A 15,045-nucleotide genomic window follows, 5' to 3' on the forward strand; every position below is an offset into this window, starting at 1 on the left:
AGTTACGATCAGCCGACAGATGAGGCGTTCCCCGATGGACAAGAAAACCAAAGACACGATGACCGAGGCGGAGCTGGACGCGCGCCACGCCGAGAAGATGCGCAAGAAGAAGGCGGCGCGGGACAAGATCCTGGCCACCAAGACCGAAGAGCGCGGCCTGCTGATCGTCCATACGGGCAAGGGCAAGGGCAAATCGACCGCCGCCATGGGCATGGCCATGCGCTGCGTCGGCCACGGCATGCGCGTCGCCATCGTGCAGTTCGTCAAGGGCGTGTGGGAAACGGGCGAGCGCGACGTGCTGGCGAAATTCCCCGATCAGGTCACGATCCGCGCCATGGGCGAGGGCTTTTCCTGGGAGACCCAGGACCGCCAGCGCGACCTGGCCGCGGCACGCCAGGCCTGGGACGCGGCCAAGGAATTGATGGCCGACCCCAGCTACAAGATGATCATCCTGGATGAGTTGAACATCGTGCTGCGCTACGACAACCTGCCGCTGGACGAGGTGGTCGAAACCCTGCGCAACAAGCCCCGCGACCTGCACGTCGTGGTCACCGGGCGCAACGCCAAGGAGGCGCTGATCGAGGCTGCCGACCTGGTCACGGAAATGGAGATGATCAAGCATCCGTTCCGCGCGGGCGTGAAGGCCCAGGCGGGGATCGAGTTTTGAGCGGGCGGGAGGCAGCACAATGACCACAGGCATTCGCGGGTTTTTGGCGCTGGCATTGACCCTCATGGTTCTGGCCGGCTGTACCCGCCTGGAATCGGAGCCGCCGGTGGCGGCCCGCCACATCATCGCGGCGGCGACGGCGACGGTCGAACGCTTTACCACGGTCAAGCAGTTGGCCGAGGCGGCCAAGCACATCCCGACGGCGCGCGCCGTCGTGGTGTTCCCCGATCTGGTCAAGGCCGGATTCATCGCCGGCGGCGAGGGCGGCAACGGCGTGCTTTTGGCGCGGGCACCCGACGGGTCTTGGTCGGCCCCGGTGTTTCTGTCCCTCGGCGTTGCCAGCTTCGGTCTGCAGGCGGGCATTCAGCAGACAGAGGTCGTGCTGGCCATCCGCTCCGACGGGGCGCTGAAGGCCGTGCTGGAAAATCAGGGCTCGATCGGCGCCGACAGCGGCATCACCATGGCCGTCTACGGCGCCGGGATCGAGGGGGCGGTGACGACCAACGCGGGGGCCGACATCATCGCCTTCGCCAATTCCAAATCGGGGCTTTATGCCGGATTTTCCCTGGAAGGGGCCGTGTTCATCCGCCGCCGCGATCTCAACGAAGCGTTTTACGGCGCGGGTGCGACGCCGGACAGCATCCTGGCGGGCCGGCAGTCGAACCCTGTTGCTGATCCGTTGATCCAGGCCCTTGCCGCCCACAAATAGCATCCCTGCCCGTCCCGCCGGGCCCGTCAAGGCCCTGATGGTTCAGGGCACGGGATCGGACGTGGGCAAATCGCTGATCGTCGCGGGCCTGTGCCGCCTGTTCGCGAACCGGGGCCTTCGCGTCCGCCCGTTCAAGCCGCAGAACATGTCCAACAACGCCGCCGTGACCGATGACGGCGGCGAGATCGGCCGCGCTCAGGCGTTGCAGGCCCAGGCCGCGCGCCAGCCGCTCAGCGTGCACATGAACCCGGTGCTGCTGAAACCGCAGACCGAGATCGGCGCACAGGTCGTCGTTCAAGGCAAGGTCAGGGGTAATGCCAAGGCGCGGGACTATCACGCCCTGAAACCGGAATTGCTGGCGGCGGTGCGGGACAGCTTCGCGATCGTCCGCGACGGCGCGGACCTTGTTATCGTCGAAGGGGCCGGCAGCCCGGCCGAGGTCAACCTGCGGGCCGGCGACATCGCCAACATGGGCTTCGCGTTGGCGGCGAAGGTGCCCGTGATCCTGGTCGCGGACATCGACCGGGGCGGCGTGATCGCCAGTCTGGTCGGCACCTGGGAGCTGATGACCGAGGACGAACGCGCCTGCGTGCGCGGCTACGTCATCAACAAATTTCGCGGCGACGTGACGTTGTTCGATGATGCGATCCAGATCATCAAGGACCGTACCGGCATGCATTGCTTCGGCGTGGTCCCCCATTTCGCCCAGGCCCGCTTGCTGCCGGCCGAGGACGCGGTGGCGCTGGACGCGGGCGCCAGCCAACAACAAACCGCGCCGGACCGCATCCGCATCGCCGTGCCGCGCCTGCCGCGCATCGCCAATTTCGACGATCTTGACCCCTTGAACGCCGAAGACGGGGTCGAGGTCGTGATCGTCGAAGCGGGGGCGGTCATCCCGGCCGATGCCGATGTGATCCTGATCCCGGGCTCCAAGGCGACCCTTTCGGATCTGGCAGCGCTCCGGGCTGAAGGCTGGGACATTGACATCCTGGCCCATCACCGCCGGGGCGGGATCGTCGTGGGATTATGCGGCGGCTATCAGATGTTGGGGCAAACCGTTGCCGACCCGGACGGGGTCGAGGGGGCGGCGGCGACGGAGCCGGGCCTTGGGCTGCTCGAGGTCGACACGGTGATCGGCCGGGCTAAGACCCTGCGCCCGGCCCGGGGGGCGGACACGGTGTTCGGTCAGGCCATCACGGGTTATGAGATGCATATGGGTGCGACCACGGGCGCCGGCTTGGCGCGGCCCTGGCTGACGCTGGCGGACGGCACCGACGGGGCGGTTTCCGCCGACGGGCGGGTGATGGGGGCCTATGTGCACGGGCTGTTCGCGGCGGACGGTTTTCGCGCGGCGTTTCTGGACGCCGTACGGGCGGGTGATTACGCGGCGGCGTCCCATGTGGCGCGGGTCGAGGCGACCCTTGATGCGCTCGCCCGGCATCTGGAGGCGCACCTCGACATGGATGGTCTGGACGCGGCTTTCGTCTAATCCTTCGGCGGCATGTCGTCCTTCGTTTCCTGCAGCAAAAATGCGCGGGCCTTGGTTTCGTGCTGTGGCTTCAAATGCGGGGCGAGCAATCGCCAGGCGCCGTAGAACACGGTGGCGTCATCCGTATACCCCAAGGCCGCGATGAAATCGGGGACCAGGTCGAAGGGCACGATGAAATAGGCGAGCGCGCTCATCACGGCGATCTTCACGCCCGTCGGCGTGGCCGGATCGCGGGCCGCGTAGAAGGCCGCCACGGCGTCGCGGGTGAAGGGCACCTTGCCGATGGTTCGGCGCACCTTGCCGCCCAGGTCCCGGGTCACCAGGTCTTCGTCGCCGGGGTCGCGGTCATCCGGTCTGCGTGTCACGTTGTCGCCACACCCTTGCTTTGTTAGAAGTCATCCACCCTATCAGAACACTTCCAATGACGGAGGATATCCATGGACATTTCCGGTCACGCGGCCCTGGTCACCGGCGCCGCTTCGGGCCTGGGGGCCGCGACGGTCCGCGCACTCGCGGCCAAGGGCGCCAAGGTCGCCTGCCTTGATCTTAATTTGGCCGGTGCCGAGGAAGTTGCAAGCGCCATCGGCGGAACGGCGTTCCAGGCGAACGTGGCGGACGCGGCCTCGCTCGAGGCGGCGGTGGCCCAGGCCGCAGAAGCCCACGGTCCCGCCCGCGTCGCCGTCAGCTGCGCCGGCATCGCCCCGCCGAAGCGCATCGTCGGCCGCGACGGGCCGCAGGCGCTCGACGTGTTCGCCCAGACCATTCAGATCAACCTGATCGGCACCTTCAACCTGATGCGCCTGGCGGCCCATGGGATGCAGGGGCTCGACCCGTTGGCGACAGGCGAACGCGGGGTGATCGTGAATACGGCGTCGGTCGCCGCCTTCGAAGGGCAAATCGGGCAGGCCGCCTATGCGGCGTCCAAGGGCGGGGTCGCGGCCCTGACCCTGCCGGCGGCCCGCGAATTCGCCAAGTGGGGCATCCGCGTGATGACCATCGCCCCCGGCGTGTTCAAGACACCCATGGTGGCGGGCCTGTCCGACGAAGTTCAGGCCAGCCTGGCCGCGGGCGTGCCGTTCCCGCCCCGCCTGGGCGATCCCGCGGAATATGCAGACCTGGTGCTGGCGATCTGCGGCAATGCCATGCTCAACGGCGACGTCATCCGCCTGGACGGTGCGCTCCGCATGCCGCCGATCTGACGCAAATCCCGAGCGGACCGATCAGGTCCGCGACGACGATTTACGCGAAATCAAAAAAAGGCAGGTCAGCCTTGTCAGCCGGCCGCCTTGTTCATGAACGCCGCGAGGTCGATGTCCTTTTGCGTGACGCCGCCGGCGTCGTGGGTCGCCAGGGTGACTTCGACCCGGTTGTAGATGTTGTACCATTCGGGGTGGTGATCCATCTTCTCGGCCTTCAGGGCGGCGCGGCTCATAAAGCCGAAGGCGGCGTTGAAGTCCTTGAAGATGAAGGTCTTGATGATGGCGTCGCGGCCCGGCACCTCGGCCCAGCCGTCCAGGCCCTGGATCGCGGCTTCCCGCGCGTCGCCGGTCAGTTTTTCGGTCATCTCAGGTCTCCCTGTTTGCGTTTGCACCCGGATCGTTTGGCGCTAGCTTAACGCATGACCCTGACCGCACCCAGTCTTGACGATTTCGAGGCCATGGCCGAAGAGGCCCTGACCCTGATTCCGGATCACCTGCGCCGGCTTGCCGCCGACGTCGTCATCCGCATCGAGGATTTCCCAGACGAGGAAACCGCGCGCGAGATGGACCTGGAAAGCCCGTTCGATCTGCTGGGGCTCTACCGGGGCATCGCGTTGACGGACAAAAGCGTCGGCGACCCGGGAGGCATGCCGGACATGGTGTTCCTGTATCGCCGCCCGATTCTCGATTATTGGTGCGAGACCGGCGAGGACCTTGCCCATCTGATCCGCCACGTCCTGATCCATGAGATCGGTCATCACTTCGGCTTTTCCGACGCGGACATGGAACATCTGGAAGAACAGGCCGATGCCGCCGGTGAAGGCTGAGCGCGGCAACCGTTTCCGCTTACCGCGCGGGTGATTTCGGGTATGGTTTTCCCGTCCCGGTCGGGACGGGGGCAATGATCTTAAGGGGGCAGGCATGAACGACGTCGAAAAAACCTTGGAACAGAATGTCGAGCAGGTCGCCAAATGGGTCGACGTGCTGCTTCAGTTCGGCGTGTCCTACGGCTTCCAGATTCTGGGGGCGTTGCTGTTCCTGCTGGTCGGGCTCAAGGCCGGCGGCTGGATGTCGCGGCGAATTCAGGCGGTCTGCGAGGCCAAGGGCATCGACGTCACTCTGTCGCGCTTCATCGGCAATACGGTCAAGATCCTGATCCTGACGGTGCTCGCGATCATCACGCTCGGCAATTTCGGAATCTCCATCGCCCCCCTGATCGCGTTGGCCGGGGCATCGGCTTTCGGCGCCACCATGGCGTTGCAGGGGCCGCTGTCGAACTACGGGGCGGGACTGTCGATCATTCTGGCCCGGCCTTTCGTGGTCGGGAACACCATTACGGTCGGCGAGACCTCGGGCGTGGTCGACGAGGTCAAGATGGCCTACACCCGCCTGCTCGGCGAGGACGGTGAGCGCATCACCATTCCCAACAAGGACATCGTCGGCCGGGTCATCGTCAATTCGGAAACCCGGCGCGTGGTCCAGACCAAGATCGCGCTGGCCGCCGATGCCGACCTGGAGCGCGCGTCCGAGGCCGTGCAGAAAGCGGTCGTCAGTGCTTTGCCGAAGACCGATGTGGAGGCCGGCGGCGCCGAGCCCCAGGTCGGGCTGCACGATTTCACCTTCGGCGGGCTGGTGCTGGGGGTGCGGTTCTGGGTGCCGTCGAGCCGCTATTACGAACTGCGTTATGCGGTCAATCGGGCGATTCTGGAGGCCTTGCGCGGCGCCGGGGTGCCGATGTTGGCGGGTGTGCAGCCGGCGGTCATGGGCGACAGCCTGTCCGGCGACGGCGTGCAGGAAGGCCGGCGCGAAGACGGCTGAGGCGGGGCGGCGAAATTCGGGAAAAGAGTGGCCCTCAGGCCGGTTGCGCCTGGGCGTCGTCCTCGGCGGCCAACAGCGAACCGACCACGGCCAACAATTCAAGGGCCGAGAACGGCTTGGACAGGGTCTTGCGCGCGCCCATCTTGGCGGCCATGCCAAGGGACGAGGTCTCGTTGGTGCGGGGGTCGGCCGATACGGCGACGATCGGCAGGTCCGGGGTGTCGGCCAGCAACGAGCGGATCAGGTCGATGCCCTCGCCGTCGGCCATTAAAATATCGGTGATCACCATTTGATGATGGCTGGCCTTGAACTTCTCAAGCGCTTCGAAGCCGCCGGCGGCGGTTTCCACATTGAAACCGACTTCCGTCAATGGATTGGCGATCAGGTTTCGCGCCAGTTCATTGTCGTCGACAACCAGCACACTCGGCATGATGTTCTCCAATTGCGCCGCGCGCCAATCCCCCCGGCACGTGGCAACGCAAGCTATTCATAACTGCGAATGATATTGCATCCGCGAAACGCCCTCAATTAGGCCGAAAGTCAAGGGTCTGGGGAGGGCGTGGCCGCGGCGCTCAACCTTAGAATTTAAGCGCCAGGGAGACGTTGACGACGTTCTCGTCGAAATCGGATGTCGACAGGTTGGAATGGGCCTTGACGTATTTATAGGCGGCTTTCACCTGGGCATGCTCGTGAACCGGTAGGGATATCTCCGCCTTGATCGTGTGGCGCTGGTCCTCCCGCTCCCGGCTTATGGACGGGGTCTCGTTCGTATAGTCGCGTAGATAGTACTGATATCCGAAACGGATGGTGGCGGCGCCGGGCGACGCGCTCAAGGTCGATTTCAGGCTGATGTCCAGGTAGTGCCCTGCGAAATCAAATTCGCGACCGGCCGCGTTCTCCAGCTCGAAGCGGTACCCGGCCTTGATGTAGGAACGGGTCTCATCGAAAAAGAAAAAGTTGTCGAACGACAGGCCATTGACCTGCGCGTTTCTCGACTTGGCCGTATGGAAGGTCTTGTTCTGATAGTTGTAGCCGGCCAGAACGTACCAATTCGTGGTCAGGCCGTGCCCCAGAGTCGGTGAGACCGTGTGGAAGTTCAGGAAGGGATTGCCGCTCAGTTCCGTATGGGAAAATCCGTACAGGAACCCCGCGTCGAAAGCGGACAGTTTCTTGCGCGTCGATAAGAAGGCGGTGTGTGATTGCAGATTGAACGCCTTCAGATCCTGGTAGCTGGTCTTGGAAAATCCGTATGACGCCTTGATGGGGAGGGCGGACTCCTCGAACAGGGAATAGCTCCCACCCAGATTGAAGACGCGGGCCTGGTCAGCCTGCCCCGACCGATCATCGAGGGCGTCGATCGAGACGCTGTCGTCGTTCAGCATGCCGGCCTCCAGGGTGATCGACCATGGCTTGTCGGGCTCGGCCGGCGCTTCCGCTGCCGCGGCATGGGTGTTCGGCAGGATAATTCCGGCCAGACCGATGATCCATGCGGCGGCCAAGCCATGGCGTTTGTGTTGCGCCGACGGCTGCCGTTGATCGTGCTTCCAAATGGGGCCCAGGGTCTTCATGTGCTCTGTGTCACTGACTGCGTTGCATGAAACATTGCGCCAACCTCCCACAAAGCGACAGACTTTTCAGCGAAAATCATAAGCGATGCTTTCTGCGGTGATCTGCCGGTGCAGCCAAAAAGTGCGCCATGTTTATTTCGCAATCATAAGGAATTTACAGCCGATCCTTGCGGAAAACCTCATGTTATGGCGTAAGGCATATATAATTTCATTTCGATTACGATTATATTCAACCCCATCGAATGACATTGATTCGGTTTCGACCGGCGCCGCACCTAAGGCCGGTTTCATCTGATCATCCCGTTGGCGCGTAGATTGTGCTGGGGAGTTGAGGGTGGCCCGAACAGGGCGCCGCTCGGCGACGATTATTGATCATGCGTGCAATTCAGTCAGGAACGTTGATGCAAATTATGCTCTCCCTTTTCAAGGTGTTCGGCCCTCGCGCGACCCGCGCGATCCTGGGCGTCGGTTTGTCGGCTCTGATCGGCCTTGCGTCCGTGGACGTGCAGGCGGCCGCCGTCGGAACGGTCTCCAAGGTTCAGTTGACGGCATATGGGATGCCGCCGGAAGGCAGAAAGACCGAAAAGACGCTGGCCGATGGCGTCGTCATGCACGAGACGCTGGAAACCGTTTCCGATGGCGGATTGCAGGTTTCGCTGATCGACGATACGACCCTGACGCTGGGGGGGGGTGCCTCCCTTGTCGTCGATGAGATGGTGTACGACCCGGCGACGAAGAACGGGAATTCCGTCCTCAAACTTGCGACCGGCACATTTCTTTATGTCTCCGGTTCCATGAACAAGAAGGGGATCAAGATTGTAACGCCGTCGTCGACAATCGGCGTGCGCGGCACAAAACTTCTGATCAAGATCGCGGCGGACGGCGCAACGTCTGTCGGCGTCATCGAAGGGGCCGCGGATGTCCAATCGTTGGTCGACGGCAGCGTTGTCTCGATCGAGCCCGGCGACAGCGCCGTGGCGCCCGCGGCGGGAGGCGTTGAAATGGCCTCGCTGGCTGCGATTGAGGTGCAGGACACTTTCATCGCCGCCATCGCCGTTGCCGAAGCCCAAGAATCTATTGCCCAGGTGCGGACAACGTTGAATGCCCAGATTAAGGGATTGGAACAGGACGCGGCGTCGGCGAGCGGGCCGGCCAAAGAAGCGATCGAGGCCGAACTGAACGCCTTGACCACGGAACTGAGCACCAGCCTGGAAGCAGCCGAAAGCGTCCTTGGCATCGTTGAGAAACAAGCTCTGGCCGTGACCGCGCCCCTTCCGGCCCCGGCAGATCTCATTGGCGCGGCCCTGACGCCGGCCATTACGACACCTGCGGCCGCGGCTGCTGCCGCGACGGTCGCCAGCGAAGCGGCAACCGGTGCGGCACGAGAAGCGGCTTCAACCGCTGCGACCATTGCTGCGACCACTGCGGCCACTGAAACCGCCGCTCAGGCTGCTGTCGAAGCGGCGGCCCGGGCCGCCGTCGAAGCTGCAGCGGACGCTGCAGCCCAGGCAGCTGCCGTTGCCGTTACTGAAGCTGCGGGGGATGCCGCTGCTCAGGCCGCCGCCGCCGCCGCTGCCGATGCTGCCGCGCAGGCCGCCGCACAGGCTGCTGCCGATGCTGCTGCCACTGCGGCCGCACAGGCTGCTGCCGATGCTGCTACCGCCGCGGCTGCACAGGCCGCTGCTGATGCCGCCGCGCAGGCCGCCGCCGACGCTGCCGCTGCCGCAGCTGCTGACGCTGCCGCGCAGGCTGCCGCCGATGCCGCTGCTGCGGCTGCTGCCGAAGCCGCCGCGCAGGCTGCTGCCGACGCTGCTGCTGCCGCTGCTGCTGACGCTGCCGCGCAGGCTGCTGCCGACGCTGCTGCCGCCGCCGCTGCTGATGCCGCCGCGCAGGCGGCTGCTGACGCCGCTGCCGCCGCCGCCGCTGAAGCCGCTGCGCAGGCTGCGGCGGATGCCGCCGCCGCGGCCGCCATCCTTGCCGCCGCGGAGGCGGCCGCCCAGGCTGCGATTGAAGCCGCGGCAGCCGCCGCCGCAGCAGCAGCAGCCGGACTACTTTAACAGGGAAGGGCGTCGCTCCGGACCTCCGGGTCCGGAACTGTCACGCCAACCGTGAAGAGCCCGGGCGCCGTTTGTCGCTCGGGTTTTTCTTGCCTGGACGTCGCCTCCTCGGTGTCACGGGGGCGATGGGGCAGGGATATCATGGTGACAGGGGGGCCGAGCCGTCGCGCGCCCGGCGCGCGCAGAGCACATAAGGTTCAGGGGTTCTTTTGCGGAAAGGGGAAGTGGTGGAGCCGAGGGGAATCGAACCCCTGACCTCGTCATTGCGAACGACGCGCTCTCCCAACTGAGCTACGGCCCCATTAGAATCCCGGCCAAGCGGGCTTCCCGGGTGAGCCGCCGGCATCGGAAGACGATCCGGGCAGGCGGCCATTTTGGGAGGCCGGATAATGCTTCCGGCAATCCGCACTGTCAAGCCGCGGTTTCAGCCTAAAACCTTGCGGCGGCGGGCCCTTGCCCCTACGTTTGTGCGGCCTCGGCCCGCACATTCGGAGACCAATATGGACGTCATCACCGGCCCCGTCATTTCGATCCTTCTGATCGCCCTCAACCTTTACACATGGGTCGTCATCATCGGCGTGATCCTGAGCTGGCTGGTCGCCTTCAACGTGGTCAACACGTCGAACAAGTTCGTCTACATGGTCGGCGACTTCTGCTACCGGGCGACGGAACCCCTGCTTGGGCGGATTCGCAACTTTCTGCCCAACCTGGGCGGGCTGGACATTTCGCCGGTGGTGCTGATCCTGGGGCTCGTGTTCCTCAAGGAATTCCTGATCCGCCTTGCCCATAAGATCGTCTGACGCTTCCGCGCCCGATGCGGTCCCACCGTTCCGGGCGGTGGCGGAGGGCCTGCGCGTGGCGCTCAAGGTCACGCCCAAGGCGGCGGCCAACCGGCTGACCGGTCTCGCCGCCGATGCCGAGGGCGGGCTGGTTCTCAAGGTTTCGGTCACGGCCCCGGCCGACAAAGGCAAGGCCAACGCCGCCGTGGTCAAACTTTTGGCCAAGGAATGGGGGGTCGCGAAATCGGATATCGAGGTCACCCAGGGCGCGGCGTCCAGAACCAAGACGCTTTTGATCCGGGGTGACGGAACGGAATTGATGCGCCGCCTCACGGACTGGTGCCAGGACAAAGGATTGAAGAGACAATGACCATTGCGGCGATCATCGACGGCAAGGCCCATGCGGACCGCTTGCGTGAAAAGGTCACGGCGGCGGTGGGGCGCTTGAAGGACGGCCCGGGGATCACCCCGGCGCTCGCCGTGGTGCTGGTCGGCGACGACCCGGCCAGCCAGGTCTATGTCGGCGCCAAGGGCAAGCAGACCGTCGCCGCGGGCATGCAGTCCATCGAACACCGTTTGCCCGTGACGACGCCGGAGGCCGAACTGCTCGCCCTCATCGACGATCTGAACAAGGACCCCGGCGTCCACGGCATCCTGGTGCAGTTGCCCCTGCCGGATCACATCGACGAAGGGGCGGTGATCACCGCCATTGATCCGGCCAAGGACGTCGACGGGTTCCATCCCGTCAATGTCGGCCGCCTGTGGTCAGGCGACGCACGGGCCCTGGTGCCCTGCACGCCCTACGGCTGCCTGCTGATGCTGAAGGAAACCTTGGGCGACATGGCGGGCAAGCGGGCCGTGGTGCTGGGCCGCTCCAACATCGTCGGCAAGCCGATGGCGGCGCTACTGTTGGGCGAAAGTTGCACGGTCACGGTCGCCCATTCGCGCACCCAGGATCTTGCCGCCCGCTGCCGCGAGGCCGACATCCTGGTTGCCGCCGTGGGCCGCCCGCGCATGGTGCCTGGCGACTGGATCAAGCCGGGGGCGACGGTCATCGACGTCGGCATCAACCGAATTGCGGCCCCCGAAAAGGGCCCCGGCAAGACGCGCATCGTCGGTGACGTCGACTTCGATGCGGCGGTCAAGGTGGCCGGCGCCATCACGCCGGTACCGGGCGGCGTCGGGCCCATGACCATCTGCTGCCTGCTGCGCAACACGGTGGTCGCCGCCTGCCGGCAGGCCGGGTTGGACGACCCGGGCCTTTAACATCGGCCGGCGGCCCCGCCGCGGCGATATCGGTCGCATGACTTGCCCTTACGGCCTCTGCGGGTTTCCGGTTGCGTTTCCTTCATTACCGTATGATGATAATCACGGCATCGCTTGGGGAGTCCCGGATTTCGGGCGGCGAAGGGGGGTATCTTTCGTTGGGCCGAACCGGACCTGGGCGCGCCGGCCATGGTACATGGCACGGCCCCAAAAAGGCGAAGATCCTGGGGGTCTGTTACTCCACTCGACAAAGGAAGTTGATAAAAGATGCCTACTGGAACCGTGAAGTGGTTCAATGTGACCAAGGGATTTGGCTTCGTTACTCCCGATGAGGGCGGTAAGGACGCTTTCGTGCATATTTCTGCTGTTCGTGATTCGGGGATGGAAACCCTCGCCGAAGGACAGAAGCTGGAATATGAACTGGTGCCTGGACGAGATGGTCGTGAAGCGGCCGCGAATCTGAAAGCCATCGGATAAAGATCTCCTGACACCGCCCCGATAATTTCTTGGTCGGCCGGGCGGCGGCCGTTTCCGGGCTTTGTCCGGCGGCGGGCGGGAGACACATTGCAGAAGCGGACGCCGCGGAGACGCGGCGTCCGTCCCTGCGCTTTTCGTGCCGATCCATGTTTTATCTGGGAGTGTTTGGCCCATGGCCAGGGAACTCTATCCCGTGTCCTGTCCGCATTGTGGCGAGGCACAGAATGTCATGCCGGGTGGTTTTGACCCAGACCGTGACCCGTTCGGACCCGTGACCTGCATGGTCTGCGGCAATAATTTCACGCGCGATGATTATTTGACCGGCCTGGCCCAGGCCACGCTCCGGCGCAAGCCGGGATCAAACGTGGTGCCGCTCAGGCGCAACTGACGGCCTTTATCTTCCTTTTGTGATCGCTGTTCGTCTTGATAACGGCAGGTTTCGCGCGGCCGCGTCTGGTTGCGGCTTGGGCTTAGTTTCGGCGCACCATGGCCAGACCGGCGCCGGCGGCGATCAGCATGCCGCCGGTGATCCGGTTGCGGATGCGCTGGGCGCGCGCGCTCTTGACCGCCCCCAACAACCGCCCGCCGATCACCGCATAGCCGCTGTCGAACGCCACAGCGATGGCCAGGAAAGCGCCGCACATGGCCCACAGCTGCGGGCCCGCGGGCAGGGCGGGGTCGAGGAACTGGGGAAAGAACGCGGCATAGAAGGCGAGCAGCTTCGGATTTGTCCAGGCCACGAACGCCGCCTGCAGGAACATGCGCCGGGCCCGTGGGGCGGTGACGGCGGCGGCCGCCTCGGGCGGGACCGGCTTTTCGCGGAAAGCCTGCACACCCAGATAGACCAGATAGGCGACGCCCAGCCAGCGCAGCACTTCGAACCCGTCGGACAGGATCGCCATGGCCGAGGCCAGGCCGAGCGCCGTGATCGCCAGCTGCTGCGCCAGGGCGAAGGCGGTGCCGGCGACGGTGATCAGCCCGGCCTTGACGCCGAACCGCATGGACCGGGAAATCACCAGCATCACGTTGGGCCCGGGGATGATGATCAGCACCGCCGTGGCGGCGATGAAGGCGGAAAACAGCGTCCAGTTCATGGCGGGCCCGTCCTTGTTCGTAAGTCTTCAGTTTGATTAGCAAAGGCGGGGCATCGCGTAAATGCGATTCCCCTTTGCTACGGCCCGCCGCCGATGCTACATCACGCCCGCCATGACCACCGACCTCAGCCATATCCGCAACTTCGCGATCATCGCCCACATCGACCACGGAAAGTCGACGTTGGCCGACCGCCTGATTCAGATGACGGGCGGGCTGACCGACCGCGAGATGTCGGAACAGGTGCTCGACAGCATGGATATCGAGCGCGAGCGCGGCATCACCATCAAGGCGCAGACCGTGCGCCTGGACTACACCGCCAAGGACGGGGAGAAATACGTCCTCAACCTGATCGACACGCCGGGCCATGTCGACTTCACATATGAAGTCTCGCGCTCGCTCGCCGCCTGCGAAGGCTCGCTGCTGGTCGTCGACGCGACCCAGGGGGTCGAGGCGCAGACCCTGGCCAACGTCTATCTCGCCCTGGATGTCGACCACGAGATCATTCCCGTGCTTAACAAGATCGACCTGCCGGCGGCCGAAACGGAACGGGTCAAGGCGCAGATCGAGGACGTGATCGGCCTGGATACCTCGGATGCCCTGGAAATTTCCGCCAAGACCGGTATCGGCATCGACAGCGTGCTCGAAGCCGTGGTCACCCGCCTGCCGGCGCCCAAGGGCGACCCGGCGGCGCCGCTGTCGGCCCTTCTGGTCGACAGCTGGTATGACCCCTATCTCGGCGTGATGATCCTGGTCCGGGTCGTCGACGGCACCCTCAAGCGCGGTCAGCGCATTCGCATGATGGCGAACGACGCTGCCTATCAGGTCGATCAGGTCGGCTATCTCCGGCCCAAGCCGACCAAGGTCGACGAACTGGGCCCGGGCGAAGTCGGCTATTTCACCGCCGCCATCAAACGGGTCGCCGATACCAACGTGGGCGACACCATCACCGACGACCGCAAGCCGGCGGCCAAGCCGCTGGCCGGGTTCAAGCCCTCCGTGCCGGTGGTGTTCTGCGGCCTGTTCCCGACGGACGCCGGGGATTACGAAGACCTCCGCGATTCCCTGGAAAAACTGCACCTGAACGACGCCAGCTTCCATTTCGAGGCTGAATCCTCGGCCGCCCTGGGCCTGGGCTTCCGCTGCGGGTTTTTGGGCCTTCTGCATCTTGAAATCGTCCAGGAACGGCTGGAGCGCGAATTCGATCTGGACCTCATCACCACCGCCCCCAGCGTGGTCTACAAGGTGTATCGGACCGACGGCGTGATGCGCGAGCTGCACAACCCCGTGGACATGCCGGACCCGTCGGCCATCGATTACATCGAAGAGCCCTGGATCAAGGCCAGCATCATGGTGCCCGACGAATACCTGGGCGCTGTGCTGCAACTGTGCACGGACCGCCGCGGCGAACAGGAAAATCTGACCTATGTCGGCAACCGGGCGCTGGTCGTCTACCGCCTGCCGCTCAACGAAATCGTCTTTGATTTCTACGACCGGCTGAAATCCGTCAGCCGCGGCTATGCCAGCTTCGATTATGAACTGGAAGGCTACCGCGAGGGCGATCTGGCCAAGGTCTCGATCCTGGTCAATCTGGAGCCCGTGGATGCGCTCGCCTTCATCGTCCACAAATCCCATGCCGAAGCCCGGGGTCGGCAGATCTGCGAAAAGCTGAAGGACCTGATCCCGCGCCAGCTGTTCAAGATCGCCATCCAGGCGGCCATCGGCGGCAAGGTCATCGCCCGCGAAACGCTCGGCGCCATGCGCAAGGACGTCACCTCCAAATGTTACGGCGGCGACATCACGCGTAAGAAGAAGCTTCTGGAAAAGCAGAAGAAGGGCAAGAAGCGCATGCGCCAGTTCGGCAACGTGGAAATCCCGCAGTCGGCCTTCCTGGCCGCGCTCAAGACCGGCGAATAACCGGGCG

At 64.6% G+C, this 15,045-nt stretch carries 18 protein-coding genes and 1 tRNA gene; 13 read left to right on the forward strand and 6 right to left on the reverse strand.

Annotated elements, in window-relative coordinates; all coding sequences use genetic code 11:
* The first annotated feature begins 34 nt into the window (after positions 1–34).
* From cobO to KFF05_00100, 3 genes are read left to right on the forward strand one after another with little or no spacing between them, the layout of a single operon-like run.
* Positions 35–667 carry a cob(I)yrinic acid a,c-diamide adenosyltransferase gene (gene cobO, locus KFF05_00090; protein ID UTW51846.1) on the forward strand — a complete coding sequence of 211 codons (633 nt, stop codon included), beginning with the start codon at positions 35–37 and terminating at the stop codon, positions 665–667.
* Positions 668–686: 19 nt separating this feature from the next.
* Positions 687–1,376, forward strand: a complete 690-nt coding sequence (locus KFF05_00095; protein ID UTW51847.1) for a lipid-binding SYLF domain-containing protein — start codon at positions 687–689, stop codon at positions 1,374–1,376.
* Positions 1,377–1,413: 37 nt separating this feature from the next.
* Positions 1,414–2,865, forward strand: coding sequence for a cobyric acid synthase (locus tag KFF05_00100; protein UTW53508.1), 1,452 nt, complete (start codon positions 1,414–1,416; stop codon positions 2,863–2,865).
* Here KFF05_00100 and KFF05_00105 read toward each other — a convergent pair.
* Positions 2,862–3,230, reverse strand: a complete 369-nt coding sequence (locus tag KFF05_00105) for a DUF1232 domain-containing protein (GenBank protein ID UTW51848.1) — start codon at positions 3,228–3,230, stop codon at positions 2,862–2,864. The genes KFF05_00100 and KFF05_00105 overlap by 4 nt on opposite strands.
* Before the next feature lie 72 nt (positions 3,231–3,302).
* On the opposite strand from KFF05_00105, the gene KFF05_00110 reads away from it, so the two are divergent.
* On the forward strand, positions 3,303–4,064 hold the full coding sequence (locus KFF05_00110; protein ID UTW51849.1) for an SDR family NAD(P)-dependent oxidoreductase: 762 nt from the start codon (positions 3,303–3,305) through the stop codon (positions 4,062–4,064).
* 74 nt (positions 4,065–4,138) lie between these two features.
* Here the strand turns inward: KFF05_00110 and KFF05_00115 are convergent, their stop codons facing one another.
* Positions 4,139–4,429 carry a 4a-hydroxytetrahydrobiopterin dehydratase gene (locus KFF05_00115; GenBank protein ID UTW51850.1) on the reverse strand — a complete coding sequence of 97 codons (291 nt, stop codon included), beginning with the start codon at positions 4,427–4,429 and terminating at the stop codon, positions 4,139–4,141.
* Positions 4,430–4,522: 93 nt separating this feature from the next.
* On the opposite strand from KFF05_00115, the gene KFF05_00120 reads away from it, so the two are divergent.
* Together KFF05_00120 and KFF05_00125 are read left to right on the forward strand one after the other, a co-directional pair.
* A complete protein-coding gene (locus KFF05_00120; protein UTW53509.1) occupies positions 4,523–4,891 on the forward strand; it encodes a metallopeptidase family protein in 369 nt (122 codons plus the stop codon).
* Between the two features lie 94 nt (positions 4,892–4,985).
* Positions 4,986–5,882 (forward strand): mechanosensitive ion channel family protein, encoded by an 897-nt coding sequence (locus KFF05_00125; protein UTW51851.1) that lies wholly within the window; start codon positions 4,986–4,988, stop codon positions 5,880–5,882.
* A gap of 34 nt (positions 5,883–5,916) precedes the next feature.
* On the opposite strand, the gene KFF05_00130 is transcribed toward KFF05_00125, so the two are convergent.
* Both KFF05_00130 and KFF05_00135 read right to left on the reverse strand, forming a co-directional pair.
* Entirely contained in the window at positions 5,917–6,312 is a 396-nt protein-coding gene (locus tag KFF05_00130) for a response regulator (GenBank protein UTW51852.1), read from the reverse strand.
* A gap of 148 nt (positions 6,313–6,460) precedes the next feature.
* The gene (locus KFF05_00135; GenBank protein UTW51853.1) at positions 6,461–7,450 is read right to left on the reverse strand and encodes a DUF560 domain-containing protein; all 990 of its coding nucleotides are present in this window, start codon (positions 7,448–7,450) and stop codon (positions 6,461–6,463) included.
* A gap of 401 nt (positions 7,451–7,851) precedes the next feature.
* Here KFF05_00135 and KFF05_00140 point away from each other — a divergent pair, with 401 nt between their 5' ends.
* Positions 7,852–9,507: a FecR domain-containing protein gene (locus KFF05_00140; GenBank protein ID UTW51854.1), complete on the forward strand. Its 1,656-nt coding sequence runs from the start codon at positions 7,852–7,854 to the stop codon at positions 9,505–9,507.
* Between the two features lie 225 nt (positions 9,508–9,732).
* Here the strand turns inward: KFF05_00140 and KFF05_00145 are convergent.
* A tRNA-Ala gene (locus KFF05_00145) sits at positions 9,733–9,808 on the reverse strand.
* 199 nt (positions 9,809–10,007) lie between these two features.
* Here KFF05_00145 and KFF05_00150 point away from each other — a divergent pair.
* From KFF05_00150 to KFF05_00170, 5 genes are all read left to right on the forward strand, one after another.
* Positions 10,008–10,307: a YggT family protein gene (locus KFF05_00150; protein UTW51855.1), complete on the forward strand. Its 300-nt coding sequence runs from the start codon at positions 10,008–10,010 to the stop codon at positions 10,305–10,307.
* 37 nt (positions 10,308–10,344) lie between these two features.
* Positions 10,345–10,656: a DUF167 domain-containing protein gene (locus tag KFF05_00155; protein UTW53510.1), complete on the forward strand. Its 312-nt coding sequence runs from the start codon at positions 10,345–10,347 to the stop codon at positions 10,654–10,656.
* The gene (gene folD / locus KFF05_00160) at positions 10,653–11,552 is read left to right on the forward strand and encodes a bifunctional methylenetetrahydrofolate dehydrogenase/methenyltetrahydrofolate cyclohydrolase FolD (protein ID UTW51856.1); all 900 of its coding nucleotides are present in this window, start codon (positions 10,653–10,655) and stop codon (positions 11,550–11,552) included. Before KFF05_00155 ends, folD begins: the two co-directional genes overlap by 4 nt.
* Before the next feature lie 267 nt (positions 11,553–11,819).
* Entirely contained in the window at positions 11,820–12,029 is a 210-nt protein-coding gene (locus tag KFF05_00165; GenBank protein UTW51857.1) for a cold-shock protein, read from the forward strand.
* Between the two features lie 172 nt (positions 12,030–12,201).
* Positions 12,202–12,417: a hypothetical protein gene (locus KFF05_00170; GenBank protein ID UTW51858.1), complete on the forward strand. Its 216-nt coding sequence runs from the start codon at positions 12,202–12,204 to the stop codon at positions 12,415–12,417.
* An 82-nt stretch (positions 12,418–12,499) separates the two neighbouring features.
* Here the strand turns inward: KFF05_00170 and KFF05_00175 are convergent, their stop codons facing one another.
* Positions 12,500–13,123, reverse strand: coding sequence for a LysE family translocator (locus tag KFF05_00175; protein UTW51859.1), 624 nt, complete (start codon positions 13,121–13,123; stop codon positions 12,500–12,502).
* Positions 13,124–13,235: 112 nt separating this feature from the next.
* Between KFF05_00175 and lepA the strand changes: the two genes are divergently transcribed.
* The gene (gene lepA, locus KFF05_00180) at positions 13,236–15,038 is read left to right on the forward strand and encodes a translation elongation factor 4 (GenBank protein UTW53511.1); all 1,803 of its coding nucleotides are present in this window, start codon (positions 13,236–13,238) and stop codon (positions 15,036–15,038) included.
* Positions 15,039–15,045: the final 7 nt, after the last annotated feature.

The sequence above is a fragment of the bacterium SCSIO 12827 genome (genome assembly GCA_024397995.1).
In the GTDB taxonomy this organism is placed as follows: domain Bacteria; phylum Pseudomonadota; class Alphaproteobacteria; order Rhodospirillales; family Casp-alpha2; genus UBA1479.